This is a genomic window from Vibrio sp. J383 (assembly GCF_023503985.1).
In the GTDB taxonomy this organism is placed as follows: Bacteria; Pseudomonadota; Gammaproteobacteria; order Enterobacterales; family Vibrionaceae; genus Vibrio; species Vibrio splendidus.
In genome coordinates this window covers 3,080,744-3,106,025 of record NZ_CP097293.1, presented here as the reverse complement: position 1 = coordinate 3,106,025, position 25,282 = coordinate 3,080,744, and the positions used below count along the sequence as shown (strand labels likewise).

The window sequence follows — 25,282 nt, the reverse complement described above, 5'->3', positions numbered from 1 at the left end:
TGGTACAAAGTGCACTAAACATCACTTTGTAAAAGCGAGCAATATCATCAGGTTTAAATAGTGTCGGTTCTAGGAAGCAGAACCATTTCAAAGGATATAGAACAATGCCAATTAGTACTCCTCAAGAAATTATTGAAGACATTCGCCTAGGAAAAATGGTTATCCTGATGGATGATGAAGATCGCGAGAATGAAGGCGATCTGATCATGGCAGCAGAACATGTGACGCCAGAAGCGATTAACTTCATGGCGATGTATGGCCGTGGCTTAATCTGCCTAACGTTGACCAAAGAGCGTTCAAATCGCATGGGTCTAGCGCCTATGGTTCAAGACAACAATGCTCAATACACGACAAACTTTACGGTTTCAATTGAAGCTGCTGAGGGCGTAACAACGGGTATTTCTGCGTCAGACCGCGCTGTTACCGTTCAAGCGGCTGTGGCAAAAGATGCGAAAGCGGCTGACTTAGTTCAACCTGGTCATATCTTCCCACTGACAGCTCAAGAAGGTGGTGTTCTAACACGCGCAGGCCACACTGAAGCAGGTTGTGATTTAGCTCGTCTAGCAGGTTGTGAGCCAGCATCTGTTATCGTTGAGATCCTAAATGACGACGGCACCATGGCACGTCGCCCTGATCTTGAAGTCTTCGCTGAAAAACACGATATCAAATTAGGCACCATTGCTGACTTGATTGAATACCGCAACAACACAGAAACGACGATTGAACGCGTAGCACAATGTCATTTGCCAACAGAGTTTGGTGACTTTGAGCTTGTGACTTACCGTGACACGATTGATAACCAGATCCACTACGCGATGCAAAAAGGCTACTTGTCTGTAGGCGCTCCTCTAGTACGTGTTCACCTGCATGACACGTTTACCGATTTACTTCACTCAGACCGTGGTACAGAGCGTAGCTGGTCACTAGATAAAGCGATGAAGCGCATTGGCGATGAAGGCGGTGTGTTGGTTATTCTTGGCAACGAAGAGTCGTCTGATTCTTTGATTCACAAAGTGAAGACATTCGAAGCGCAAGACAAGAACGAGCAGCCAACCATGGCGAAGAAGCAAGGTACCTCGCGTCGTGTTGGTGTCGGTTCTCAGATTCTTCAAGACCTAGGCGTACACGATATGCGTCTGCTTTCTTCAAGCACTAAGCGTTACCACGCATTGGGTGGTTTTGGTCTTAACGTTGTTGAGTATGTTTGCGAGTAAGTCGATATATCTCTGTTTATAGCAACATAATTTACCGATGATTCCAGTGGCTCTTTTGGTGATTCGTTTTGCCAAAAGAGCAAAGTAGTTGAGCCCGATTCAAAACGTGTTAAATACACGAGCTTGACTACTGGTTGCTCCTATATGGTTGAGAGCCGTGCTGCGTTATCATCTTTACATCTCCGGTGTCTGTTCTTCTAAATTAGCATTAGATATTGCTCACAGTTTTGTGCTAGAATCCGGCGATTCTCACTTGATGAAAATAGTTAAAGGAAGGCTTATGAAAGTGATCGAGGGTGGCTTCCCAGCGCCAAATGCAAAAATTGCTATCGTTATTGCTCGTTTCAACAGTTTTATTAACGAAAGTTTACTTTCTGGTGCAATCGATACTTTAAAGCGTCATGGACAAGTAAGCGAAGACAACATCACTGTTGTTCGTTGCCCTGGTGCAGTAGAACTTCCACTTGTAGCGCAACGCGTTGCAAAAACAGGTAAGTTCGATGCGATTGTATCTCTTGGTACAGTAATCCGTGGCGGTACACCTCACTTTGACTATGTTTGTAGTGAATGTAATAAAGGTTTGGCACAAGTGTCTCTGGAATTTTCTCTTCCAGTAGCGTTTGGTGTTCTTACTGTTGATACGATCGATCAAGCTATTGAACGCGCAGGAACCAAGGCTGGTAATAAGGGTGCAGAAGCCGCACTTAGCGCACTTGAGATGATCAACGTTCTTTCTGAAATCGATTCCTAATGGGGGCCAGTGTGAAACCAGCCGCACGTCGTAACGCACGTCAATTTGCTCTACAAGCAATTTATTCTTGGCAAATTACTAAAGAAAATATTGCTACCGTTGAAGAACAGTTCTTATCTGGTGGTAAGTATGATGAAGAAGAGCATCATGCCGCAGAACCTGCTCTAGCTATGCCAGAAACAGACGTTGCATACTTCCGCGACTTACTAACTGGTGTTGCTCTTAGCCACATGGAACTTGATAGCAAGCTTCGTCCATTCGTATCTCGCCCTATGCAAGATCTGGATTTGATGGAACTAGCGCTTCTACGTTTAGCTATGTACGAGATGACTCGTCGCGAAGATGTACCATACAAAGTGGTTATCAACGAAGCTATCGAGCTTGCAAAAGTATTTGCAGCAGAAGACAGCCATAAGTTTGTTAACGGTGTGCTTGATAAAGCTGCACCACACGTTCGTAAGAAATAAGACGTTCGTATATTGAATCTAAAGGTCAGCTTTTATGCTGGCCTTTTTTGTAACTAAATTTCTGTAATCTCCATGATTACGGCGATTTTTATGAGACTAAAGATAGGGCATGTGATGTCTGGCGAATTTAACCTGATTGAAAAATATTTTGTAAATCGACAACCACAACGCAAAGACGTTCTTCTGGCTGCTGGCGATGACTGTGCTTTGGTCAAAGCGCCGGGCAATGTTGAGATAGCGATCAGTACGGACACCTTAGTGGCGGGCACTCACTTCCTAGCGGAAGCAAACCCAGCTTGGGTGGCACACAAAGCCTTGGCTTCGAACATCAGTGATCTTGCGGCTATGGGAGCAACGCCTGCTTGGGTTTCATTTGCGTTAACTATGCCAGAAGTCGATGAAGAATGGCTTGCTCCCTTCTGTGACTCCTTCTTCAAGCTCGCTGACTACTTTGGTATTCAGTTAATTGGCGGTGATACAACCAAAGGGCCACTAAGTCTGACATTGACTGTACAAGGCTTTGTGCCAGAAGGTCGAGCACTGCGTAGAGATGGCGCTAAAGTGGGTGACTGGATTTACGTAACGGGTAACCTAGGTGATAGCAAAGCCGGCCTAGAAGTATTGCTTGAGCCAGAACAGAACAAAGTCAAACCTTATGCTCTTGAGCTTGAAGAAAGGCACTATATGAGCGTTCCTCGAGTATTGGCTGGTCAAGCGCTCGTGAACCTTGCTTCGTCTGCTATTGATATCTCTGACGGTGTTATTGCTGATTTAAAACATATCCTTAAGCGTTCTCAGGTTGGTGCGAGCATTGATGTGAGTGCGTTGCCAATTTCTCCAGAACTACGCCAGTTCGCATCTGATATTGCTTCGGCTCAACAGTATGCGTTGACCAGTGGTGAAGAGTACGAACTGTGCTTTACTGTGCCGGAAGAGAATAAAGGCTCATTGGAAAGTGCTTTGTCACACACTGGAACAAAAGTCACCTGCATTGGCCAGATAAGACCTGTAGAATATTTTGAATTACACAATAATGGTGAACCACTGAGTTGGAACTTAACTGGTTACGATCACTTTAAGGTTAATTGATGACAACCCCACTTTCTCTTATTTCTCTTAAAAATCCTTGGCACTTATTGGCAACGGGTTTTGGTAGTGGCTTATCGCCGATTATTCCCGGCACCATGGGCACGCTTGCGTCGATCCCATTTTATCTATTGCTGGTTCAGTTACCTTTCCCTATTTATGTCATTCTTGTGGTTGTGAGCTGCATTATTGGTATCAAAATATGCCAAGTGACGTCTGATGACATGGGCGTGCACGATCACGGCTCTATTGTATGGGATGAGTTTGCGGGCTTTTGGATCACCATGGGCCTAGTGCCGTTGTTGGGTATTCCTGTTAATGATTGGAAATGGCTATTCGCCGGCTTTGTTCTGTTTCGTTTTTTCGATATGGTAAAGCCTTGGCCAATTGGTTGGTTAGACAAGCGAGTTCACGGCGGCTTAGGTATCATGATTGATGATATCGTGGCGGGTATTATGGCGGCGATTTCGCTGTATGCAGTGGCTCATTTTTCAGGTTGGCTCGTTTAAGAATCAATATCTAAAGAACGAACAATAATACATAAAAACAAGGAATTACAATGTCTAAGAAGGTTTACTGTGTTGCTCAATTTCAGCCTAAAGAAGGCAAATTGAACGAGTTGTTTGAAGTTCTTAAATCACTAGAGCCAAACACAATGCGTGAAGACGGTTGTATCCAATATACAGTGACTCGTCACATTCAGAGCCCATTTGCAGAGGGTGAGAGTTTCCCTATTGCATTCAATGAGATCTGGGCGGACAACGAAGCATTCGAAGCACACTGTCAACGTCGTGAGATTCAACAGTTCTTCCAAGAGCAGTGTGTTGAAGAGACAGGCTTGGTTGAGAACTTCAACGTTGCTATCTACTCTGACGAACCAGAGAACTATGACGCGCCAGTGCTTAAGCCTTGTTGCTAAGCAGGCTTAATTGCTAATAACTAACAGCTAAACAACGAATAGTTTATCAGTTAGCAGATACTAAAAAGGTTGACCCTAGGGCCAACCTTTTTTGTTTTGTCGCTTATGCTGTTTGCTTGTGAAAGCTATTTGGCAAGGTAGTCGGAGATAGACTTCTCAATACCTTTCGCATCTAAGCCAAGCTCTTCATGCAGCTCACCTTGAGTACCTTGAGCAATAAACTTGTCAGGTAGGCCAAGGTTTAAAACAGGCATCAGTAGTTTTTCTTGCATCAAGAACTCAATCACACCCGCGCCCGCACCACCTGCAATCGCGTTTTCTTCGATAGTCACTAGTACATCGTGGTCAGCAGCAAGTTGTTTGATCAGAGCTTCATCTAGCGGTTTCACAAAACGCATGTCTGCAACTGTCGCATCGATAGCGTCTGCGGCTTGAAGTGCACTTTCAAGGAAAGTACCAAAGCTCAGGATAGCGACTTTCGAGCCATCTTTTGCTTTTTCACTTTCGCGAACGATACGGCCTTTACCAATCTCTAGCGCAGTAAACTCACTTTGAATCTCAGTACCCATGCCATTACCACGAGGGTAACGAACGGCACTTGGACCTGTGTGCTGGTGGCCAGTGTATAGCATTTGGCGACATTCGTTTTCGTCGCTTGGCGCCATGATCACCATGTTTGGAATACAGCGCATAAAGCTTAAGTCGAACGCACCTTGGTGTGTTTGACCATCGGCACCGACAAGACCTGCACGGTCAATAGCGAACATAACCGGTAGGTCCATGATTGCCACATCGTGGATCAGTTGATCGTAGCCACGTTGTAGAAAAGTCGAGTAGATAGCCACAATTGGTTTATCACCGGCAATCGCCATACCCGTTGCTAGCGTCACAGCGTGTTGCTCAGCAATTGCTACATCAAAGTACTGTTCTGGATACTCTTTCGAGAAACGCACCATACCAGAACCTTCACGCATTGCTGGCGTTATCGCCATTAGCTTAGGATCTTGAGCGGCCATATCACACAGGAAGTCGCCAAAAATCTTAGAGAAAGTTGGTTTAGAGCTGGTGCTCTTAGGCAGACTTGAATGTGCAGGATCGAATTTAGGTACGCCATGGTAGCCAATTGGATCTTTCTCAGCTGGCTCGTAGCCTTTGCCTTTCTTCGTCATGATATGCAGGAACTGAGGGCCTTTAAGATCTCTCATGTTCTTCAGCGTTTTAATCAGCTCATTGACATCGTGACCATCAATTGGACCAATGTAGTTAAAGCCTAACTCTTCAAACATGGTGCCGGGGACAACCATGCCTTTTAAATGTTCTTCTGTACGACGAACGAGCTCTTTAATCGGCGGAACGCCTGATAGCACTTTCTTGCCACCCTCACGAATTGACGTGTAAAGACTGCCAGAAAGAACTTGAGCTAGGTGGTTGTTTAGAGCTCCGACGTTTTCAGAGATCGACATCTCGTTATCGTTAAGGATAACCAGCATGTCATTGTGAATATCGCCGGCGTGGTTCATGGCTTCGAAGGCCATACCTGCGGTAATCGCGCCATCACCAATCACACTCACGACTTTACGGTTCTTACCTTCTTTCTTCGCACTGATCGCCATACCAAGTCCGGCGCTGATCGATGTTGAAGAGTGACCAACAGAAAGCGTGTCGTACTCGCTCTCTTGACGCCATGGGAATGGGTGCAGTCCATCTTTTTGACGGATAGTCGACAAGCGGTCGCGACGACCTGTAAGAATCTTGTGTGGGTAGGCTTGGTGGCCAACATCCCAAACCAATTGGTCAAAAGGCGTGTTGTACACATAGTGCAGAGCAACGGTTAGCTCTACTGTACCTAAGCCTGACGCTAAGTGACCACTTGACTGGCTCACCGAGTTAAGAAGATAGGTACGTAATTCATCACAAAGCTGTGTAAGCGTCTCTTTTGGAAGTAGACGCAAATCCTCTGGCTTATCAGCCAAAGCAAGAGTTGGGTACTTTGATATATCAAGAGTCATAGGTAATGCGCGCTTATTGTCTTAGTTCTTGCGCTCGATGACGTATCGGGCGAACTCTTCGAGTGACTGGGTATTGTATGGGATTGCAGCCAAAGCTTGAAGCGCTTCCTGTAGCAGAGTTTGCGCTTTTTCTTGAGCGCCCTCTAAACCTAACAAAGAAGGGTAGGTGCTTTTGTTCAAATCTTGGTCAGAGCCCTGTGGTTTACCCAAAGTTTCGGTATCGCTAATGATATCTAAAATATCATCCTGAACTTGGAAGGCTAACCCGATTGCATCGGCGTACTTATCTAATTGAGGCATCACTTCAAACGCTTTTTCGCCAGCAGCCAGAGCACCTAAACGAATCGCACTCTTCATTAGAGCGCCAGTCTTGTTACGGTGAACTTCTTCTAACTCTTCTAGCGTGACAGAGCGGTTTTCAGCTTCAATATCAAGAGCTTGCCCAATGCACATACCTTGTGCACCAGACGCTTCAGCTAGGCGTTGAATCATTCGAACGCGATTGCTTTCCCCATCAGCACTTAATGTGCCTTCCGCAAGTATAGTAAACGCGAGAGTTTGTAGGGCATCGCCAGTTAAAATTGCCGTTGCTTCATCGTATTTGATGTGACAAGTCTGATGGCCACGACGAAGTTCATCGTCATCCATTGCTGGAAGGTCGTCGTGAATCAGAGAATAGGCATGAATACATTCGATTGCAGAAGCTGGAGTATCGAGTTCTTCAGCGGTACAGCCGAGCATTTCCCCTGTAATGTAGACAAGAAATGGACGTGCGCGTTTGCCGCCTAAAAGTAACCCATAACGCATCGCGTTGATAAGGTTCTGATTTTGGTGTGGCAGGCGATCAAGCCAAAGGTTCAGTTGCTCGTTATTACGTGCTTGATAAGACAATAAAGTCTCGATCATAGGGGATCTCATACAATTCGTTATTCTGGTTGTGGGTTAAAGTCACTAAGTTCTGCATTTTCATCATTTTGCAGTAAGATGCTAACACGCTGTTCAGCATCGTTTAGTTTACTTTGACCAGCACGAGCGAGGGAGATGCCTCGTTCGAACTTTTTCAGCGCATCATCTAAAGCTAGATCACCATTTTCTAGTTGATCAACCAAGCCATCAAGCTCTTCGATAGCCGCTTCAAAGCTCATATTTTCAGGTTTCTTAGTAGCCATAATAAATCTGCGTTTGGAAATATGAACGAACGTTACCCTAGGCCGCTGAGATGGTCAAATGTAACCAAGAAATTTTGCTAGAAAGTTCGTTTTTAAGGGGCTTGAACTCACTTTGGTTGAATAACCTTAGCTTTATCGAGTTTATGCGCTAAGGATAAGAGCAAAGTAAGCCAATAATTGTGATTCAAAAACGAAAAGTGTGATATTTAGGCCAAGAATTTACTAAAAGATCTTATAGTCTGGCCGATAAAAAGATTATCGTCGACGTAGAGCTACAAAAAAGCATGAGGAGTGCTCAGTGGATTTAGCAACCCTAATAGGTTTGATTGGTGGATTTGCCTTTGTAATCATGGCAATGATCCTAGGTGGAAGCCTCGGGATGTTCTATGACACGACATCCATTTTGATCGTGGTGGGTGGTTCAACGTTTGTTGTTCTAATGAAGTTCACCATGGGACAATTCTTTGGAGCAACTAAAATCGCTGGCAAAGCATTTATGTTTAAGGCCGATGAGCCTGAAGATCTTATCGCTAAAGTGGTAGAGATGGCGGATGCAGCACGTAAAGGTGGCTTCTTGGCTCTTGAAGAGATGGAAATCAGCAACAGTTTCATGCAAAAGGGCATCGACCTATTGGTAGATGGCCATGATGGTGATGTGGTGCGTGCTGCACTGCAAAAAGACATCGCATTAACCACAGAGCGTCATGAGCAGGGCGCGAAAGTGTTCTCTGCATTTGGTGATGTAGCACCCGCGATGGGTATGATTGGTACCTTGGTTGGTTTGGTTGCCATGCTTTCTAACATGGATGATCCAAAAGCGATCGGCCCTGCGATGGCGGTAGCACTTTTAACGACCCTGTACGGTGCAATTCTTTCGAACATGGTGTTCTTCCCCATTGCGGACAAGCTTGCGCTGCGTCGTGACCAAGAGACACTCAACCGTCGTTTGGTTATGGATGGTGTATTAGCGATTCAAGATGGCCAGAACCCACGAGTTATCGATGGTTACCTCAAGAGCTACCTCAATGAAGGTAAGCGAACGATTGATGGTGAACCCGCGTAAGAGGATTTGAAGATGGATGAAGAAAATCCATGCAAATGTCCTCCTCCGGGGTTACCTCAATGGATGGGGACATTTGCTGACTTGATGTCACTGCTGATGTGTTTCTTCGTACTGCTGCTCTCATTCTCTGAGATGGATGTACTGAAGTTCAAACAGATCGCTGGCTCGATGAAATTTGCGTTTGGTGTGCAAAACCGCTTGGAAGTGAAAGACATTCCTAAAGGCACCAGCATCATTGCACAAGAGTTCCGTCCTGGTCGCCCAGAGCCGACACCGATTGATGTGATCATGCAGCAGACGATTGATATTACGCAGCAAACGCTTGAGTTTCATGAAGGTGAATCTGAGCGTGCTGGCGGCACAATGCGTGACCAAGGCAAGATGACGGGAGGCAAGTCGCCAGAGGTTTCAACTCACGACAATCAAAATTCTGAGTCAGACCAACAGCAACAGCAAGCTGAAGCTCAATCGCAAGAGATGGAAACCTTGATGGAAAGTATCAAGAAAGCGTTGGAGCGAGAGATCGACCAAGGCGCGATTGAGGTGGAAAACCTTGGCCAGCAGATCGTCATTCGAATTCGTGAGAAAGGCGCGTTCCCGTCGGGTTCTGCTTTCCTACAACCTAAGTTTCGACCATTGGTTAGACAGGTTGCTGAATTGGTAAAAGATGTACCAGGTATTGTTCGTATTTCTGGCCACACCGATAATCAGAGACTTGATTCAGAGCTTTATCGTTCTAATTGGGACTTATCATCGCAGCGTGCGGTGTCTGTGGCTCAAGAGATGGAAAAGGTGCGTGGCTTCTCTCATCAACGCTTGAGAGTGCGCGGTATGGCCGACACAGAGCCAGTAGAGCCGAACGATACTGAATGGCAGCGTAGCCTCAACCGCCGTGTTGAAATCAGCATTATGCAGGGTGAGCCGCTTTACAGTGATGAAGTACCTGTTATTGGTCAGTAGTAGGCAGAGAGACAGCGATTAGTCTTCAGGTACACATACGTTAGTCAGCAGATAGCATCGAAAGCCCAACCTTATGATGAGGTTGGGCTTTTTGTTTTGTGGTCTTCAATGATGCTCTCAGCGGTATTTATGTCGTTTTGAAACCTGCTACTTTTAATAACAGGCGGTTTAATTATCGGGTTAAAGCAACCACTCTTTTCCTTGCTTCACTTTCTCATGTATAATTCGCGCCCTTAGATTTAATATTGATCTATTATTGCTTCAATAACTATGTGAAATGACCTTTTACGTGGTGATGAACCTACTAAAATTTGTGAACCTTATTGGCGTGAAAGTACTATGAAATTTATTGTTAAGCCTCATCCGGAAATTTTTATTAAAAGTGAATCGGTGCGTAAGCGCTTCACAAAGATTCTAGAACGTAATATTCGTACTATTCTTCAGCGTCGTACTGAGTCTGTGGCTGTCTTCAACCGCCGTGACTACATCGAAGTGACGTCTGAGAGCGACAAGTACTTTAAAGAAACACTCGAAGTATTGACGCAAACTCCGGGTATTCATCACTCCCTTGAGGTTCAGCAATCAGAATTTAAAGACCTGCACAATATTTACGAGCAAGTTCTTGAACGAAGCGGTGCTCTTATTGAAGGCAAGACTTTCTCTGTGCGAGCCAAGCGTCGTGGTAAACATGACTTTACTTCTATTGAGCTAGAACGCTACGTAGGTGGTGGTTTAAACCAAGCGGTTGAATCAGCAAAAGTAAAACTGAAAAATCCAGATATTACCGTTAAAGTTGAAGTCGAGAACGAAAAGCTAAACCAAGTTATTGAACGTCATAAAGGCCTAGGCGGATTCCCTCTAGGTACTCAAGAAGATCTACTGAGCTTGATCTCTGGCGGTTTCGATTCTGGCGTTTCAAGCTACTTACACATCAAACGTGGTTCTAAAGTGCATTACTGCTTTTTCAATCTTGGTGGCCCTGCGCACGAAATTGGTGTTAAGCAAGTTTCTCACTATCTATGGGATAAATACGGCTCATCGGCAAAGGTGAAGTTCATCTCTATCGATTTTGAACCGGTAGTCGCTGAGATTCTTGAGAACGTTGAAGATGGCCAAATGGGCGTGGTTCTTAAGCGTATGTTCATGCGTGCTGGTGGTATGGTTGCAGAACGCTTCGGTATCGAAGCTCTAGTAACTGGTGAAGCATTAGGTCAGGTTTCTAGCCAAACGCTAACTAACCTTCGCCACATTGACAACGTGACCGATACTTTGATCCTTCGTCCGCTTATTAACTGGGACAAAGAAGACATCATCGACTTGTCTCGTAAGATTGGCACTGAAGACTTCGCGAAAGTAATGCCTGAGTACTGTGGTGTTATTTCTAAGAAGCCAACAGTGAAAGCGAAGAAAGGCAAATTAGAAGCAGAAGAAGCTAAGTTTAACTTTGAAGTGCTGGAGCAAGTGATCGAGAACGCTCGAGTTATGGATATCCGTGACATCGAGAAAGAGAGCCAAGAGCAAGCGCCGGAAGTTGAACAAGTTCAAGCTGTTGCTGAGCATGCTATCGTTCTTGATATCCGTAGCCCAGACGAAGAAGACGAGAGCCCACTAGAGATCGATGGTGTTGAAATTAAACATATCCCGTTCTTCAAGCTTTCGACTCAGTTTGGCGACTTGGACCAAGCAAAAGAGTACTTGCTATACTGTGACCGTGGTGTAATGAGCCGTCTACAGGCACTTTATCTAAAAGAGCAAGGCTTCCATAACGTGAAGGTTTACCGCCCATAGTGGTATAGAGTAGCCGAATATTTTGCAAAGCCGTTTACTGAAAAGTAAGCGGCTTTTTTATTTTCTATTGTGAATGTTTTACAGTAGGCAGTAAGAGGCGCGAGTTTGTCGAGTTATCATCATGCTCTTTCTTGAGACTCTGAGATTGAAATTATGGGGTTTAAGTTGGCTTGTAGGTGACCGAAGAAGTGTGAGTATCTGAGGAACTCTGTTACTTTTTAGTGCTATTCAATGGTTCTATTTGTATGTGTTCAGTTGATTATTTGAGTGGGTGTCTGATTCTGTGATTAACGATGAAAAATAACAAAGATTAATTAGCACAGCTATTGATAAACTTGTTGTTATTTTTCTTTGCACATAAAAAAACACCGCCCATAAGGCGGTGTAAACAAATTTGACAGACAGGTCAAAATAAATACAGGAAGTACATGTCTCGTTTCAGTATAGAACTGCAACAAAACATTTGGTAGAACTCTACCCAACTCGAAAAGAACGAGTTTGCAAACACAACATCGCAGGAGCTAAACCAATTGATTCTAGAGAGAATCAAGCCGTTCAGGCTAGCTGCTGCGGGATGAAATATAGAATTTCTCTGGCCGCTAGGCAATGGACAAATTATAATGTTTCAGATAAAAAAAACTAATGCTTATTTAGAGAGTACCTATGTCTCGTCGATTACCCCCATTAAACTCGCTAAGAGTGTTTGAAGCCGCTGCTCGACACTTGAGTTTTACGCGTGCTGCAGAAGAGTTGTTTGTTACTCAAGCTGCAGTGAGTCATCAGATTAAAGCGCTTGAAGAATTCTTGTCTTTGAAGCTGTTTCGTCGAAGAAATCGCTCTTTGCTGCTGACTGAAGAAGGTCAGAGCTACTTCTTAGACATCAAAGATATTTTTACATCACTGGCTGAAGCGACGGATAAAGTGCTTGAGCGAAGTGAGAAGGGCGCATTGACCATCAGCTTACCGCCAAGCTTTGCCATTCAATGGTTAGTGCCAAGGCTTGCAGACTTTAATCAGCAAGAACCTGATATCGACGTACGAATTAAAGCCGTTGATATGGATGAAGGCTCGCTGACCGATGACGTAGACGTAGCTATTTATTATGGTCGAGGCAATTGGTCGGGGCTTAGAGCCGATAAGCTTTATCAAGAATACTTGATCCCTCTTTGCTCACCTTCAGTGTTGCTTGGTACCAAACCATTAGAATCTCTAAGCGATTTAGCATGTCATACGCTATTACATGATACTTCTCGAAAGGATTGGAAGCAGTTCGCTAAGCAAAATGGCATCGATGGGGTAAACGTCAATCACGGTCCTATCTTTAGCCACTCAACCATGGTGTTGCAGGCAGCAGCTCACGGCCAAGGCATTGCACTGGGTAACAATGTGTTGGCGCAACCTGAAATCGAAGCGGGTCGTTTGATTGCGCCTTTTGACGAAGTGTTGGTGAGCAAGAATGCCTTCTATGTGGTTTGTCATGAGAAACAAGCCGATATGGGCCGTATCGCCACCTTCCGCGATTGGATGCTGGCGAAAGCGCAAAGTGAACAAGAGGATTTACTCGATGAATAACGTCATCATTGACGGTGAAGACAATCCAATCACCTTTGTCTTTGCACATGGTGCTGGCGCAGGTATGGATCATGAATTCATGCAGTCGGTGGCAAAAGGGTTAGCCTTTAAAGGGATACGAGTGATTCGTTTTAATTTCCCTTACATGATTAAACGTGCTGAAGATGGCAAGCGTCGTCCACCTGACAGAGCCCCTAAGCTGCTTGAAGCTTACCAAGGCATCATTGAGCAGTGCGATGTCGATAAGCTTGTGATTGGTGGTAAATCGATGGGAGGGCGTATGGCGAGCCATTTGTCTGAAGTTGATAAGGTGGCAGCGATGGCGTGTTTAGGCTTTCCTTTCCACCCTCCAGGTAAGCCAGAGAAGTACAAAGGTGAGCACTTAGCTGAGTTACAAAAGCCATGTCTTATTTTGCAGGGTGAGCGCGATACCTTTGGTAAGCGTGAAGAGTTTGCTGATTTCGACCTGTCGGATTCTATTCGTGTTGAATTTATCCCAGACGGTGATCACAGCTTTAAGCCTCGTAAGAGCTCTGGTTACACAGAGCAGCAGAATATTGCCTTAACTGTTGAGAAGCTGTCGGCGTTTATCAAAGGGGTACTCGATGAGAAGTAAGTATTTACTCACGTTTGCAGGTATCTCTGGTGCGATTGCTGTGATGCTTGGTGCCTTCGCGGCTCACGGGTTGAAAGCTATCTTGCCAGAATATCTGCTAGGCGTGTTTGAGACGGGTGTTCAGTATCAGTTTATCCATACTTTAGCGATATTGGCGTGTGGCGCTCTGCTGCAGATGAAACTTGGCGCTAAATCACAAAAATATTTTTTCATTGCGGCAATTTGCTTTATCATCGGCATCCTTTGTTTTAGTGGCAGCCTTTATGGCTTGGCACTGACAGGAATAAAATGGTTTGGCCCTATCACTCCGTTTGGTGGTCTACTATTTATCATTGGTTGGGGAGTCTTCTCCTTCGCTGCTTTGAATATAAAAGAGGTAACTCAGTGAAACACGTACTACTTTATTGTCGCTCTGGTTTTGAAAAAGAATGTGCTGGCGAAATTCAAGACAAGGCAACACAACTGGAAGTGTTTGGTTTTCCTCGCTTAAAGAACAATACAGGCTTTGTATTGTTTGAATGTTATCAAGCAGGCGAAGCCGATAAATTGGTTAAAGAGATCGACTTCCAATCGCTGATCTTTGCTCGTCAAATGATCGCGGTAGCAGCTGAAATCAAAGATCTGCCGACTGATGATCGTATCTCTCCAATTCTTGAGGCGCTTTCTGAGAAAGAAGGTTTCCCACGTTGTGGCGATATCCGTATTGAAACGCCAGACACCAATGAAGCGAAAGAGCTTTTGAAGTTCTGCCGTAAGTTTACCGTGCCAATGCGTCAAGCTATGCGTGGTAAAGGTCTGATGACAGCGAAAGACAATGTTAAGAAGCCTGTGCTTCACTTATGTTTTATCGCTCCGGGTCATTGCTTGGTCGGTTACTCTTACCCAACCAATAACTCACAGTTCTTTATGGGCATTCCTCGTTTGAAGTTCCCATCAGATGCGCCAAGCCGTTCTACATTGAAGCTAGAAGAAGCGTTCCACGTATTCATCCCTCGTGATGAGTGGGATGAGCGTCTTGCTCCAGGTATGTGGGGCGTAGATTTAGGCGCGTGTCCAGGTGGTTGGACTTACCAACTGGTTAAGCGTTCTATGTTCGTTCACTGTGTTGACAACGGCATGATGGCGGACAGCCTAATGGAAACGGGTCAAATCAAGCACCATATGGTAGATGGCTTTAAATTCGAACCTGACCGTAAGAACGTGACTTGGATTATCTGTGACATGGTTGAGAAGCCAGCTCGTGTTGCTCACTTAATGGGTGAGTGGATCATCAAAGGCTGGGCGAAAGAAGCATTGTTCAACCTTAAACTGCCAATGAAAGGCCGTTACGATGAAGTACTGCAGGATATCGAGAACCTGAAACAGTTCCTGATTGATAACAAAGTTAAATTCAAGATGCAGGCGAAGCACCTTTACCACGATCGCGAAGAGATCACGGTTCATATTCAGTCGCTTTCGAATATATCGCCGTACTAATATTTACATTAGTGTGTCAGTGATAAAGAAAATGCTCCTTTAAGGGGCATTTTTTGTATCTGCAGTTTGGTTATGTGAACGGTGACGTTTTTGGCAAACGGTTTGGTTATCGTCGCCGATTTGTAATTAACTTCTGCGATTGAGGCCTAAAAAAGCCGTAAGAGATCGAGACTTACGGCTACCTAATTCAGGGATGATACGAAGAAGGGTTTATTTAATAATTCAGCGGCAAAACTAGTCAGTTTTACAACAAGAACATCTTAGCTAAAAGTGATTTTATTAAAAGTAAGTGAATGTAAGTAAAGAATGTAAATGATAAGAATTATCATTCAAAGTGTGTAATATTCACACTTCCTTACTTGATTCTATAAACTATAAAAACACAATATGAAACTTAAAGCATTATCAGTGGCCGTTACGGTTGCCTTGACTTCATTTACTGCCCTTGCTGCAGACGAAACAGAAACCGTTGTCGTTATCGGTTCCGCTCTTGATCAACTTGTTCAGACAGAAATAAATTCAGATATCCTTGAAAAGAAACAAGCAGCGGACATCAAAGATGTTCTCAACACCATGCCTAGCGTAACGGTAGACGGAAACGCACGCTACTCACGTAAAGTCTATGTACGTGGTATGGAAGACAAATTTGCTGTTGTGACCATTGATGGTGCTCGTCAAGAAGGTCAGCTATTTCACCACTCGGGCGATCAGGCGATTGACCCTGCGATGCTCAAGCGTGCTGAAATTGAACTCGGCGGTAACTCAGCACTTTCGGGTTCTGGTGCGATTAACGGTTCATTTAGCTACGAAACCAAAGATCCTAGCGATCTTCTTAAGCCGGGCGAAAGTGTCGGTGCACGAGTAAAAACGAGCTATCAAACGGCTTATGAGCGTTTCGCAACCAATGTCGCTGTGTATGCAAAAGTGAACGACAAGTTACAGTTCATGGGTATTGCAAACTACTCAGAAGATGGTGATCTACATATTCCTGATCAGGAAGCTGTAACGTCCAAGCAGGGCGAGCTTAAATCTGGTATGGCTAAGGTTGTTTTCATCCCGAACGATGCCAACGAATTTAAACTGACCTTCAACCGTTATAACGATGGCGGTAAGCGTCAACTTTCTGGTGAGAAGGCCGGTGCACTGTATGCTGATGATGAACACAACTACCACTCACTAAATCGCGATACAGTGACTCTGCAACATGAATACGATGCGGGTAGTGATCTGGTGCATCTGAAAACCAATGTTTACTACAACCGTCAGTACATGGAGCGTGATGCGCTAGTTGATACTGCTTGGGACAAAGACGCGAACGGCGACTGGATTAAAGACGGTAAAATTGCTATTCCAGATCGTGAATATAACGTGACAACCATCGGTGGTGACATTCGTAACATTTCTTGGGTTGGTGAGCATGAGCTTACTTACGGTCTTGATGGTTACAAAGCTGAACAATGGATTGATGCTGGCGATGGCGTTTACCAAAGCGGTTCAAAGCAAGGCGAAACCAAGAAGTACTGCATGGATGGCGGCACGGTTACCGCTTACGGCCTTTACGTGCAAGATATGTATGAGTTCAGCGATTTCCGCTTAACCACGGGTCTGCGTTACGACGTTCACAAGTTGGGCGGTGTTTACACGGGTGATTTTGATCAGCTGTCTCCAAAGTTCAAGGGTGAATATCAAACTACGGATAACTTAAAACTTCGTGTTGGTTACGGTCGTCTGTTTAAAGGTGCATCACTACCAGAAACGCTAACGATGAAAGCAGCACCTGATGTTGACCAGTCTGATACCAAGGCGATGACGGGTAACAACTATGAAGCGGGCTTTGATTACGAACTGACAAGCTTACTTGCGGCTGATTACGCTATCTTAGGTTTTACGGCTTACACCTACAACCTTGATAATCAAATGCATCCAACCAAGAACAACTCAACATTAGCTAACCAGTATGATGTTGAAGTGTGGGGTGTTGAAACGGTATTAAGTTATGAGCTAGATGCGTTAAGTGTTTACGCTAATCACTCGTACTCAGATGGCGATCAGAAAGACCTAGAAAATGGCAAAACTAGCCATATGAGTAAAACAGGGATTCATAATTTCAAGGCGGGCTTCAACTACAGCCTAAACAGTGAGTTTGTGTTTGGTTGGGATTCACGCTTTGTACCGGGTAATGATTACACGGATGAAGATGGTGATGAAATTAAACGCGCAGGTTTCGCAACTCATAACATCTGGGCGGCTTACACACCTACGTTTGCTAAAGATCTAGAAGTGAATCTTGGTGTCGATAATCTACTTGATAAGAAGTACGCAGAGCATACTGGCTTTGGTATCTCTTGGGGTTCAGATAAGTACACCAGCTACGAAGCAGGTCGTAACTTCAAAGCCTCAATCGCTTATAGCTTCTAATCCACTCTTTACTGCAAGTCATTCTAGAAATAGAAGTTAACCAGTATAAGCGGCATGTTTCGCCTTAACTGAAACCAAAAAAGCCTTAGTTCAGACTAAGGCTTTTCTACTTTCTAATGACTGTGTTTCTAAGTTATTGATTTATAATCGATATTTTTTATCGGTTAGCTTTTTAGTGATTGAGCTTGTAACGTCGAATTAAGACACCGCTTCGTAGCGAATATCTTGCAGATTGAAACCCAAATCGATGTCTGTTTTGAGTGCTGAAACGAGCTTACATACGCGAGCCGATTCAATATGCTCATCGAATTTCTTACGATACTTTTTCGGTAAGTCTTCAGCTAGGAATGCCGTTTCTATATCTGGATACGTTGTTAATATCTCTTTGGCCGCTTTTGGTCCAACGCCAGGAATCCCCGGCACTTGGCTTGAGCTGACGCCCGTTAATCCCCAGTAATCTGCGAGCTGTTCAGGTTTTACGCCAAATTCCGCTTCGATAAAGGGTTTATCTAACCAACGGTGCTGAAAGTAATCACGGATCTGTAGCGTTGGTGATAACAGTTGGCAGTAGCCCTTATCCGTCGAGATGATGGTGACCGTTTCTCCGTGATCGGCCACTTTCTTAGCGAGAGTAGCGACTAGATCATCCGCTTCATCACCATCAGATAGCAGTGAATCAATCCCTAATTCCCACCAAGCTTGTTGGATAGCATCAAGGCCTTTCATTAATGGTTCAGGCATCGGCTTGCGATTTTGCTTGTAGGCAGGAAGGACTTCTGCACGCCAGCCTCGATCTTGTAAATGATGATCAAATACCGCAATGATATGGGTTGGCTTTGATTCTTTTAGGATGCGATTAAGAGTACGAGCGGTAGTGGTGATGGTTCTTGCAATATCGGTTGGGTCCGGCTGAACAGAGTGAACGCGTCGGATGAGATTCAAGGCATCGATAATAACAAGATGGATAGACATAAGTTTCCACTAAATAGGCAATAAATAAGGGGCTGCTAGCCCCTTATAGTAACGTATCACTTGGTGAGTTGAAACGCTGGCGGCGTAAACGTCATGACTTGTTTAGCTTTATGCTTATGGCCTGTTATCAATCACTTGTCGTTATTCGCTGCTAGGCATAATTTTATAGCAAGGAACGTAGTCTGTGCCACCTGGCAGTTTCATTCGATGCTGTTCAACAAAGTCATTCAGCAGTTGGTCCATTTTGGTCATCAGTTCTTTGTCGCCATCAATCAAGAATGGGCCGTGTTTCTCTATCTCTAGAATACCTTCGGCTTTGACGTTACCGGCCACAATACCAGAAAACGCTTTACGTAAATTAGCCGCAAGGCTTTCTGTTTTCTGGTCCATATGAAGATCAAGTGCTGCCATAGACTCATGTGTCGGATCGAAGGGCAGTTGGAACTCAGGCTCAATATGCAGTGACCAGTTATAGCTATAAGCATCGCCGGTCTCTTTACGGTGAGAGCGTACATCTGGCATCGCTTGTTTCATGATTTTCGCAGCGCGTGCTGGATCATCAATAACGATTTCGTAGTGTTTCTGAGCCTCTTCCCCGAGGGTTTCACCGATGAACTTATCGATAGAGCGAAAGTAAGCTTCACTCTCTTTTGAACCCGTTAATACAATCGGCATGGGTTGGTCGACGTTATTTGGGTGCATCATGATCCCTAAGATATACAGCAACTCTTCAGCCGTACCGGGGCCACCAGGGAAAATAATGATGCCATGTGCCATACGAACGAATGCCTCAAGACGCTTCTCGATATCTGGCATGATCACCAATTCGTTCACTATCGGATTTGGCGGCTCAGCAGCAATGATTGAAGGCTCGGTAAGCCCCAAGTAACGATGATCAGTATAGCGCTGCTTAGCGTGACCAATCGCCGCGCCTTTCATTGGCCCTTCCATTGCACCCGGTCCACAACCCGTACAGATGTTGAGTTCACGTAGGCCAAGTTCATTACCTACTTCACGAGTATATTGGTATTCAGTGGCATTAATTGAGTGGCCACCCCAACACACGATCAGGTTAGGTTCGATGCCCGGCGTAAGTGCGCCTGCATTTCTCAAAATACCAAATACGAGATTGGTAATATGAGTGGCATTAGTCAGGTTGAGTCTTTGGTTGTCTGCAAGATGCATGTTGACGTAGACAATGTCACGCAGCACTGAGAATAGGTGCTCTTGGATACCCTTGATGATTTCACCATCGACAAAGGCGTGCTCTGGTGGGTTGCTCAGTTCGAGCTTGATACCACGCTCACGTCGCACGACTTCAACATCAAACGATTGATACTTGTCGAGCAACTCTTTGGAGTTGTCGGTGTGGCTTCCCGAGTTAAGTACCGCTAACGTACAGTTACGATACAGTTGGTACAGATCACTAGATGCGGTTTTCTTAAGACGCTCAACTTCAAGTTGAGAGAGTAAATCCATGCTACCGGCAGGGCTGATATGAGTGATCATAGTGCCTCCTTGTTGAAAAGAGCAGGGGGACGTTGAAGTGACCCTCTGGCTCGAGAGTGAGAAGCAAACGTTGAAAGTGTTTGGTTAAAGGTGAGAGAGTTAACCAGACGAAACGGTTACGACAGCGTTGCTTAATGGATTATATAGTCGTGCTTAACAGTCTATATGAAGGTGCTTAACAGTATATACATGGGTGCTTAATAGCAGATGTATAGATGCTTAAGAGCTAATATAAAATAAATTAAGAGCGTATATACAGCATTGCTTGCCAAGAATGCTTGTTAAGCGAATGTTAATCATTAGCTTAGCAAACATTGAGGGAAATGGTATGTGATAAGTATTTGAAAAAATGAAATAAATTAAATCTAAGGCTGGCTTAGTTCCAAACAAGTTGGTTGGTACCGCGTTGCTTTGCTTTGTTTAGCGTCTTATTGAGTCTCTCTAATACTTCTTCAGGCGTATCAGACTCTTTAAACTGAGTACTTGCCGCACACAAGGTAATCGTGATTTGTTGGTCACGGAACTTAAAGGGTAGGCGGCTTACTTGAGCTTGGATGTTTTGAATCACCTGGTGGCAATATTCATCGGTTTGTTCTGGCAACAGCAAGACAAACTCTTCTCCAGAAAAGCGAGCCACGGTATCGGTTGTGCCTGCTTCTTTAGTAATAGTTCTCGCGATGATTTTAAGTGCCTTATCACCCGCGGTATAACCAAAGCTGTCGTTGATGGCTTTGAAGTTGTCGATGTCGAGCAGCACTACGCGCAGTGAGTGTTGTGCTCGAATCCAACGGCGATACTCAAGCTCTAAGCGATCAGTAAAGGCGGTGCGATTGTAAACTTTAGTGAGCGGGTCAAGTAGCATACGTTGAGCCTGATCTTCTAAGCGCTTGCGGTAATCTTGGGTGACTTCATAGAGTGAGTCTAACTGAGTCTTTCCATAACTCATTCTCTCTATTAGAGCTTGTTCTTTCTGTTCTGCGTGATTCAGCCTTTCTGAAAGAGAGGCGATTTCAGTGAGTAGCGGGTTAATCGTTCGCTTTAAACTATCAATTTCCTTCGCTTTCTCTACAGAGTTCTGGCTCTTAGTGACAAGTTCACTTAACTCAGAATTAAGGCCCTGGCGGTGCTCAAAGTAACTTTGGCTCTGATCGGCATTTTGGTCTGCTGTTTTGATACTGGAGGCCAGCGAGGAGTTTAGCTGATCGATAAATTGTTCAGACTTCTTACGCTCTAGGTTGGTGCCTTCAATTACCAGTTTGAGGATCTGAAGTGTCAGTTCAAGCAGATTTTGTGTGGAAACCCCCAGTAGCAGTTTCGCTCGAATATCGGTAAGCAAATCACCCGATTCACCCTCGAAATCGAGTTCAGTGATCAGATGTTGTAATTCGTTTGATAGGTCGGAAAGGAGTTCTTGTTCTGGAGAATGCGTAACGTCGGCAAAATGAGTGCGTGAGTTATTCGCCATAATCTTAATGGCACGCTCATAAATACCGAGAAGTTTCATGGCATGGTCGACTTTCTGACTGCCATTGCATTCGGAGAAGCTAAGTAAGTTTCGTAGGTCGCGTTTAAGCTGCGCTGGAAGGCCTGTTATGCGTTGCAGCGTTTCCCCACTGTGCTTAATGCTATCGTCCAGATATCCGTTCTGTTTATCCATAGCCAACGTTTTCTGCTTAAGCATCCTTTCTAATACTGCCAGCTTTGGGATCATCGAGCTAATGTCTTTTTGCTTTTCTAGCTCTTCCCGAAGGGCAATGAGGTTTTCATCTAAATGGCTGTTACTGCCAACACATGCGTCACTTAAAGATGTGACGATACGCTTTAGAACTTTTTGTTCTCTAATAAATTTGAACGAGGTGTCTCTTTGCGTCAAACGGACCTGCTCCAACTGAAGTTTCAGCTGGTGGAGTTGCGCCTGAATGTCTTTTTCAAGAATGCCCATAGATGTATTAATTAGCGCCGCGTAGACCGAGCTCGATCATTTTGATGAAATTCCGTTGCATCGATAATAACAAAACTAAAAATAAGGTCACGGCTTGCCGCTCTTAACCGCTCGCAAATCAGTCATCTTTTAGCATTTTTTTGATGTTGTCCTCATTCTGGTATGACGATTGTATCTTTATTAACCCTTGATTAATCGCATGTTTACACGCTTCTCTTATGTTACCAGTTGCAAGGCTCGCTGCGGGAGCATTATCGATAGCTTTTAAGTATACCCATTGACTGCTGCGCTCTTTGAGACTGATCTCACGCGCTAGATTAGTCGACATCAATAACACGTCGAGCAGTTCTTGGTCGTTAATTGCAGTGTAAGCGCGTGGCAGGAACGGGTAGTCAGCGATGCCCATGCGGACTGTTCGGTTGATGTTTCGCTCGGGTTCGAAGTTATTAACCCAAGATTGAATCTTCCTGAACAGGGCCTCTGGTGATAAATCACGGTCAGCGTTGGGCTCGATATAAAGCAGGTTCGCATCCGAGAAATGGTAGACACGAGCTGGGCCTTCAAGCTTAGATTTGAGGAATTCGCCAAAAGCATCTTCGAGTTCTAGACCCGCTTTGTAACCGTTCTGCGTGTACATATTACGTAGGAAAGGTAAGTCAATCATCACGAAGCGTAAACGGTCGTTGAGCGGTTCATGAATCAGTTCACCAAGCTGCCACTGCTCAAAGGTTTGGCTGGTTTGTTCCAATGAATTTGAGAGTTTAGCATTCAGCATTCTTAGATTAGGAAGCTTAGAACGCGAATGCGTAAAGAGGTCGGTACGCAGTGAATCGACCTCTTTGGCTAAGGTTTGAATGAGGTAGCCTCGGCGCAGCACAAAGAAGAATAAGACAATGCTGAACAAGAATAGGGCAAACGAAATCTTTTGGAACTTACGATGTTCTAGTTTGTATTTCTCTAGCTCTTGCTCTTGGCCTGCATAGTGCAGGGTTTGTTCGGCAAACTCTTTCTGTTGGCGGAATGCGTCTTCCCCAACACGGTTGAGTTTTTGCTGCTCTAAAGAGACAAGGCTGTTGTATTGCTTGAGGTTTGCCAACGCTTGCTGTGGACGACCTGCCTGTTCATAACCCAAAGAGAGTAAATAGTATGAGCGTTGCGACAGGCGCATATTTTCTACCTGTCGCGAGATCTCAAGTGCACGTGTCGCATGCTTGATTACATCTTCGCTCTCTTGCAGGTGGTAAGCCAATCCTGCTGATAATAGCGCAGCACGACCTTCCAGTTTTGGAATGTCGGTGTACTCAAGCAGTTCAAGGGCACGGGTTAAGTACTGCTCAGCTAGAGGGTAGTTATAGAGGCGTAAGTAAGTTGCCGATAGACTTAGACGAATATCGATGACTTGGTGGATATCTCTGTCGGTACTTTCGTGGTCAAGGACGTTGAAAAAATGCACAAGAGCAAGGTTATATTTACCTTGTAAGAAGTACACATCACCCATCTTTTTAAGTACTTGAGCTAATATGGGAGAGTTTTCAAAGTTATCGTAAAAATCAGCAGCTTGAGATAGATGTTCTAATGCCTTGTCTAAGACTTGGCGCTCAAAGAAAAGCTGTGCAAGCAGGCGATTGACCTTAGCTAAGCGTGAACTCAGGTTACCTTCTACTGATTTCCAGTAGCCATACAACAACTCAGAGAGTGCGTGGTTGTACTCTTTATGGGTTAGATAAAATTCACCGACCGAGATGTGGTAGTCGATGGTAACTTTTTCTGAGTAACGCTGATCGAGGTAGGTTTTCGCTTCTTGGTAGAACTTCTCGGCTTCGTCGACCTTATTGTCATAAGAGGCGATATCAGCTTTCAGCATGATCAAACGATAGGTAATACCTTCTGTTAAACGTAAGGTTTTATTCACCGATTCTAGGTTTGCTTCAATACTTGTCAGCTCTGCTGTTGCTGTGGCTGACTTTCTGTCACTCAGCCAAAGTAAGCGAACTTTTAGGATCTGAAGGTCCAACTTTAAGTAATTAAGCTTATAGGTTTTTGCGAGCTCAGAGGCCTTGTCGATGTTTTTAATCGCAATACGAATGTTGCCTAGGTTGTATTCCGCCTTGGCTAAGATCTTATACGCATCGATACTGCTGTTTGGCGTTCTAATTGAAGAGTCTGTCTCTTCGCGAGAAATTGCTGAAGGGCTTTTCTCACGTTGATCAGAAAGGACACGAAGCGTTAGGTAGCTGTTGGCCATTTGTTTTGCTTGGCTCGGCTCGATCTCAACCAAGTTATTGGCTTCATTGAGTAGCGCCGACGAATAAACCGACGCATTGACCGATGTGCTTAAGCTTAAAATAAATAGACTAACAACGTATAACCAACGCATTTCAATGTCCCTTTAAAGATTTGGTAGGTTCAAATAAGTGTGGGTGGTTCACGCCTGATTATTGGCGAGCCATACGCTTATTGTGGCTTGGTCTGTCTTGCTCTGTTGAACGGTATGGATTGATATCCAGACCACCACGACGCGTGTAGCGTGCAAACACGGTTAGCTTCGATGGCGCACAGTATTTCATGATATCAGTGAAGATACGCTCAACGCATTGTTCGTGAAATTCATTGTGCTCACGGAAAGAAACTAAGTAGCGTAGCAGAGCTTCACGGTCAATTTGCTTGCCTGAATATGCGATCTCAACGCTGCCCCAATCCGGTTGGTTGGTGATCAAGCAGTTCGACTTCAATAAGTGGCTATGCAGAGTTTCTTCTACTTCTTGTTCGCCAGCAGCACCTTCAAGCAGTGACGCTTCAAAATCATAGCTGGTGATTTGGATATCTTGGTTGTCGATACAGTCACCTTCCATCGTCACGATTGGTTGGTTAGTGTAGTCGGTTACTGAGTTTACATTCACAATCACAGGTTCGCCTGCACATGCAGACAAATCTTGGGTCAGGCGCTCAGTGACTTGAGCCCAGTTTTCAAATTGAGTCTGGTTATAGCTGTTTAGGTACAGCTTGAAAGATTTTGATTCAATTAAATTTTGGCTGGTGGCTGGGATGAAAACTTCGCCCACCGCTACTTGTGGTAGGCCGTTGGTGTTTAGCCACGAAAGCTCGTACATCGTCCAAATATCATGACCAACAAAAGGCAGCTCGCCGTTTAGCGCAAGATCATCGCGATTAAGGCTACGAGGCACTGGTTGCAATAAACTTGCATCGTATTGGTTAGAGTACTCAGTTTTTTGGCCAAGGGTTAAACCCGCTAGCTCTTTTGCGTCAGAATATTTGCTCATACTTTCGTTTCAAATTCGATTAGAATGGGGTCGATTTTACTGAATCCCCATTACCCTGTCATTAAGTCAT

General features: G+C 44.7%; 22 protein-coding genes. 14 read left to right on the top strand and 8 right to left on the bottom strand.

Annotated elements, in window-relative coordinates:
* Nucleotides 1–104: 104 nt before the first annotated feature.
* The 6 genes from ribBA to M4S28_RS13895 all read left to right on the top strand — a co-directional run bounded on the left by ribBA (nt 105) and on the right by M4S28_RS13895 (nt 4,437).
* Nucleotides 105–1,214, top strand: a complete 1,110-nt coding sequence (ribBA, locus tag M4S28_RS13920; RefSeq protein ID WP_249631978.1) for a bifunctional 3,4-dihydroxy-2-butanone-4-phosphate synthase/GTP cyclohydrolase II — start codon at nt 105–107, stop codon at nt 1,212–1,214.
* Between the two features lie 280 nt (nt 1,215–1,494).
* Nucleotides 1,495–1,965: a 6,7-dimethyl-8-ribityllumazine synthase gene (gene ribH / locus M4S28_RS13915; protein ID WP_004734398.1), complete on the top strand. Its 471-nt coding sequence runs from the start codon at nt 1,495–1,497 to the stop codon at nt 1,963–1,965.
* Entirely contained in the window at nt 1,965–2,432 is a 468-nt protein-coding gene (gene nusB / locus M4S28_RS13910) for a transcription antitermination factor NusB (RefSeq protein WP_004734399.1), read from the top strand. The genes ribH and nusB overlap by 1 nt, the downstream gene beginning before the upstream one ends.
* A gap of 114 nt (nt 2,433–2,546) precedes the next feature.
* Nucleotides 2,547–3,521, top strand: coding sequence for a thiamine-phosphate kinase (thiL, locus tag M4S28_RS13905; RefSeq protein ID WP_104215029.1), 975 nt, complete (start codon nt 2,547–2,549; stop codon nt 3,519–3,521).
* A complete protein-coding gene (gene pgpA / locus M4S28_RS13900) occupies nt 3,521–4,027 on the top strand; it encodes a phosphatidylglycerophosphatase A (protein WP_249631977.1) in 507 nt (168 codons plus the stop codon). The genes thiL and pgpA overlap by 1 nt, the downstream gene beginning before the upstream one ends.
* A gap of 50 nt (nt 4,028–4,077) precedes the next feature.
* The gene (locus M4S28_RS13895) at nt 4,078–4,437 is read left to right on the top strand and encodes a putative quinol monooxygenase (protein WP_004734402.1); all 360 of its coding nucleotides are present in this window, start codon (nt 4,078–4,080) and stop codon (nt 4,435–4,437) included.
* 125 nt (nt 4,438–4,562) lie between these two features.
* Here the strand turns inward: M4S28_RS13895 and dxs are convergent, their stop codons facing one another.
* From dxs to xseB, 3 genes are read right to left on the bottom strand one after another with little or no spacing between them, the layout of a single operon-like run.
* Complete coding sequence (gene dxs, locus M4S28_RS13890) at nt 4,563–6,446, bottom strand: 1-deoxy-D-xylulose-5-phosphate synthase (protein ID WP_249631976.1); 1,884 nt, start codon at nt 6,444–6,446, stop codon at nt 4,563–4,565.
* Between the two features lie 21 nt (nt 6,447–6,467).
* Nucleotides 6,468–7,352: a (2E,6E)-farnesyl diphosphate synthase gene (gene ispA / locus M4S28_RS13885; protein WP_004734404.1), complete on the bottom strand. Its 885-nt coding sequence runs from the start codon at nt 7,350–7,352 to the stop codon at nt 6,468–6,470.
* Between the two features lie 20 nt (nt 7,353–7,372).
* Nucleotides 7,373–7,615, bottom strand: a complete 243-nt coding sequence (gene xseB, locus M4S28_RS13880; RefSeq protein WP_004734405.1) for an exodeoxyribonuclease VII small subunit — start codon at nt 7,613–7,615, stop codon at nt 7,373–7,375.
* A gap of 298 nt (nt 7,616–7,913) precedes the next feature.
* On the opposite strand from xseB, the gene pomA reads away from it, so the two are divergent.
* The 8 genes from pomA (at nt 7,914) to M4S28_RS13840 (ending at nt 17,508) form a co-directional block, all read left to right on the top strand.
* Nucleotides 7,914–8,678 carry a flagellar motor protein PomA gene (gene pomA, locus M4S28_RS13875; RefSeq protein WP_004734406.1) on the top strand — a complete coding sequence of 255 codons (765 nt, stop codon included), beginning with the start codon at nt 7,914–7,916 and terminating at the stop codon, nt 8,676–8,678.
* 12 nt (nt 8,679–8,690) lie between these two features.
* On the top strand, nt 8,691–9,638 hold the full coding sequence (locus M4S28_RS13870) for a flagellar motor protein MotB (protein WP_004734407.1): 948 nt from the start codon (nt 8,691–8,693) through the stop codon (nt 9,636–9,638).
* A gap of 339 nt (nt 9,639–9,977) precedes the next feature.
* Nucleotides 9,978–11,426 carry a tRNA uracil 4-sulfurtransferase ThiI gene (thiI, locus tag M4S28_RS13865; protein ID WP_004734408.1) on the top strand — a complete coding sequence of 483 codons (1,449 nt, stop codon included), beginning with the start codon at nt 9,978–9,980 and terminating at the stop codon, nt 11,424–11,426.
* A 663-nt stretch (nt 11,427–12,089) separates the two neighbouring features.
* Nucleotides 12,090–12,998: a transcriptional regulator GcvA gene (locus M4S28_RS13860; protein WP_017080068.1), complete on the top strand. Its 909-nt coding sequence runs from the start codon at nt 12,090–12,092 to the stop codon at nt 12,996–12,998.
* Entirely contained in the window at nt 12,991–13,614 is a 624-nt protein-coding gene (locus M4S28_RS13855) for an alpha/beta fold hydrolase (protein WP_249631975.1), read from the top strand. The genes M4S28_RS13860 and M4S28_RS13855 overlap by 8 nt, the downstream gene beginning before the upstream one ends.
* On the top strand, nt 13,604–14,002 hold the full coding sequence (locus tag M4S28_RS13850) for a DUF423 domain-containing protein (RefSeq protein ID WP_004734382.1): 399 nt from the start codon (nt 13,604–13,606) through the stop codon (nt 14,000–14,002). Before M4S28_RS13855 ends, M4S28_RS13850 begins: the two co-directional genes overlap by 11 nt.
* Nucleotides 13,999–15,090, top strand: a complete 1,092-nt coding sequence (gene rlmM, locus M4S28_RS13845) for a 23S rRNA (cytidine(2498)-2'-O)-methyltransferase RlmM (protein ID WP_004734383.1) — start codon at nt 13,999–14,001, stop codon at nt 15,088–15,090. The genes M4S28_RS13850 and rlmM overlap by 4 nt, the downstream gene beginning before the upstream one ends.
* 387 nt (nt 15,091–15,477) lie before the next feature.
* Nucleotides 15,478–17,508: a TonB-dependent receptor plug domain-containing protein gene (locus M4S28_RS13840; RefSeq protein ID WP_249631974.1), complete on the top strand. Its 2,031-nt coding sequence runs from the start codon at nt 15,478–15,480 to the stop codon at nt 17,506–17,508.
* A gap of 198 nt (nt 17,509–17,706) precedes the next feature.
* Here the strand turns inward: M4S28_RS13840 and xni are convergent, their stop codons facing one another.
* The 5 genes from xni to queF form a co-directional block, all read right to left on the bottom strand.
* Nucleotides 17,707–18,480, bottom strand: coding sequence for a flap endonuclease Xni (gene xni, locus M4S28_RS13835; RefSeq protein WP_004734385.1), 774 nt, complete (start codon nt 18,478–18,480; stop codon nt 17,707–17,709).
* 141 nt (nt 18,481–18,621) lie between these two features.
* The gene (ppnN, locus tag M4S28_RS13830) at nt 18,622–19,989 is read right to left on the bottom strand and encodes a nucleotide 5'-monophosphate nucleosidase PpnN (RefSeq protein WP_004734386.1); all 1,368 of its coding nucleotides are present in this window, start codon (nt 19,987–19,989) and stop codon (nt 18,622–18,624) included.
* A gap of 376 nt (nt 19,990–20,365) precedes the next feature.
* The gene (locus M4S28_RS13825) at nt 20,366–21,931 is read right to left on the bottom strand and encodes a GGDEF domain-containing protein (RefSeq protein ID WP_017080073.1); all 1,566 of its coding nucleotides are present in this window, start codon (nt 21,929–21,931) and stop codon (nt 20,366–20,368) included.
* A 118-nt stretch (nt 21,932–22,049) separates the two neighbouring features.
* Nucleotides 22,050–24,308 carry a tetratricopeptide repeat protein gene (locus tag M4S28_RS13820; protein ID WP_004734388.1) on the bottom strand — a complete coding sequence of 753 codons (2,259 nt, stop codon included), beginning with the start codon at nt 24,306–24,308 and terminating at the stop codon, nt 22,050–22,052.
* Nucleotides 24,309–24,366: 58 nt separating this feature from the next.
* Nucleotides 24,367–25,212, bottom strand: a complete 846-nt coding sequence (gene queF, locus M4S28_RS13815; RefSeq protein ID WP_017087479.1) for an NADPH-dependent 7-cyano-7-deazaguanine reductase QueF — start codon at nt 25,210–25,212, stop codon at nt 24,367–24,369.
* Between the last annotated feature and the right edge of the window lie 70 nt (nt 25,213–25,282).